Origin of the sequence: Veillonella sp. CAG:933, from assembly GCF_000431435.1 — a bacterium.
Taxonomy (GTDB): domain Bacteria; phylum Bacillota; class Negativicutes; order Veillonellales; family Veillonellaceae; genus Veillonella_A.
Genome location: NZ_HF986221.1, coordinates 1 through 2,183 on the forward strand (window position 1 = coordinate 1; position 2,183 = coordinate 2,183).

General features: G+C 42.1%; 2 protein-coding genes. One reads left to right on the forward strand and one right to left on the reverse strand.

All coding sequences use genetic code 11. The annotated features are described in order from the left end of the window. Positions 1–125: 125 nt before the first annotated feature. Positions 126–1,028 (reverse strand): diacylglycerol/lipid kinase family protein, encoded by a 903-nt coding sequence (locus QZL64_RS10555; RefSeq protein WP_021841951.1) that lies wholly within the window; start codon positions 1,026–1,028, stop codon positions 126–128. Between the two features lie 195 nt (positions 1,029–1,223). On the opposite strand from QZL64_RS10555, the gene QZL64_RS10560 reads away from it, so the two are divergent. Next, positions 1,224–1,919: a GntR family transcriptional regulator gene (locus QZL64_RS10560; RefSeq protein ID WP_021841952.1), complete on the forward strand. Its 696-nt coding sequence runs from the start codon at positions 1,224–1,226 to the stop codon at positions 1,917–1,919. The last annotated feature ends 264 nt before the right edge of the window (positions 1,920–2,183 follow it).

Consider the following 2,183-nt stretch of genomic DNA (forward strand, 5'->3'; position numbering starts at 1 on the left):
TTTACACACACTTTTTGTCCTATAACTCTAATATGGAAATAAATAAACGCCGTTCAGTACGAGTTGAACGGCGTTTTTATATGCATTGATTGAAGTTTTAATGTGGGTTCGCTATAGGTTAGCGTTTATTTGTCTTTTTTATTCGGCACATATACCTGCAAAAAGCCCGGCAGTACTTCTAAATCAACCGGCATGAGAGGGCCCTTGTTGCCATCCATATTGGTAGGCAATTCGATGTCGTCGAGCAAGGTAATTTTGGCTTTGCGCACTTTTAAAATCGTCACATATTTCGACGTGTAAATCGATCCGCGCAAGATGAGCGGTAAGATACGCAATATGTCCATGATGAAATATTCTTTGAAGATGATGATGCGCATATAGCCGTCATCAACCGAAGCTTGAGGCATAAATTTTTCAAAACTGGATACTACATTGGTAAGCAATGCGATTACCAATGGCGAGCGGATGGTAAAATCGTGGTCATCCGTTTGAATGTGAAAACTGTAATCCTTAGTGGTGAAAAGGGCTTGACCTCCTTTTACAAAGTAGGCCAAAGGGCCAAGGAGTTGTTTTTCTTTAGGTGTTACTTCTTCTACTACTTTAGGAATAACGCCGGCGGCAATGTTGTTGCAAAAATATTGATCGTTGCAGCGACCGATATCGACGCGGCGGATCTTACTGTTTTTTAACGCGCGAATGGCAGCTAACGGCTCCAGTGGAATGCCGAGGGCCCGCGACATATCGTTGACCGTACCTACCGGTACAAAGCCAAATTTGGCTTTACCGCCACCTTGGGCGATACCGTTTACCGTTTCATTAATGGTGCCGTCACCGCCCATGCAGAATACGGCGTCGTAGCCATTCTCTGTGGCATATTTGGCAAATCGGGTCGCATCTCCGGCTTTGGTAGTGAATTTAATTTCCATATGATCAAAGAGGGTGCTTAGTTGCCATTGCAGCTCCATGGCATACTGGGTGGCACGGCCTCCGCCTGAGACAGGATTTATTATAACTAAACAGCGACTCATATATGTTCTCCCATTGTATTTTAGTTGACGCTTTGCAGAACTTACCTTTATAATTAGATTAATATAGTCTGCAGAAAATAAGCATACAGCCTTGTAATATCTATTATAAAGTATTTATACATTATAGTATACTAAAGATTGACTGTCACTACAAAGAGTAGGCTGAGTGCTATTCGCGAAAGTAGAGGATTTACTATGGGTAAACAAGAAGAATATCATCTTAATTCGATTGACTCCATTGGCCGATTGCCATTGAGTGAACAGGTATATGTTACATTAAAACAAGCCATTTTGACGGGCGCGTTGAAACCGCAGGTGAAGCTGAACGAGGTGAAAATTGCGGAACAGCTTAATGTAAGTGCCACACCGGTTCGCGAAGCGTTTCGTAAATTGGCTAAGGACAATCTGGTAGTCATCAAACCTTGGAAAGGTGTAACGGTTAAAGGGTATACACCGGAAGAAATTATCGGAATGTATCAGTGCCGTGAAGTGATGGAAGGTTTGGGCGCTCGTTTATGTGCCGAATTGTGCACGGATGAACAGATTGAAGAATTACAGGCTCTTTGTGATGCCGGTTCGGCTACGACGGATGCGGAAGAGCGTGTTCAAATCAACAGTCGTTTGCATACGTTAATCTCTTTCTTCTCACAAAATGAACGGGTTATGGATTATTTGGGCGAGTTCCGTGAAATGGTAAATCGTGACATGTACATCAGTACCATGGATCAAGCCCGCACCGACTCTTGTAATCGGGAGCATGATGAAATTATGGCTGCTATTCGAAATCACGATGGTGAAGCAGCCGAACAGGCGATGCGTAAACATATTCGCAATGCTTTTGTATTTAAAAAAGCACATGCCGATTTACGAGCCAAGAAATTTGGTTTATAAGACTTTTGATGCCGGAGTTGGGAACTTGATAAAAGCGTTTTGTAAGATGAAGTTTGCACCGGATAGACAAATTTAAAAAATTTGCATGAAAAAAGTGCAAAATTTGCATAACAACTGTTTACTTTTTTCTTACAGTTTGCTATAATCATTTCAGGATATGACCACAGAGTCATATCTCGGGGCACCCCCCAAAGCCCCTTAACATTTGAATGTGATTCAAATGTTCTCTCTCTCTTTTTTCTCAAGCACAAAAGCCTCGGCATA

Excerpts from the sequence above, each read along its gene's own strand:
- QZL64_RS10555 (WP_021841951.1), bottom strand. The coding sequence starts at position 1,028 with ATGAGTCGCTGTTTAGTTATAATAAATCCTGTCTCAGGCGGAGGCCGT.
- QZL64_RS10560 (WP_021841952.1), top strand. The coding sequence starts at position 1,224 with ATGGGTAAACAAGAAGAATATCATCTTAATTCGATTGACTCCATTGGC.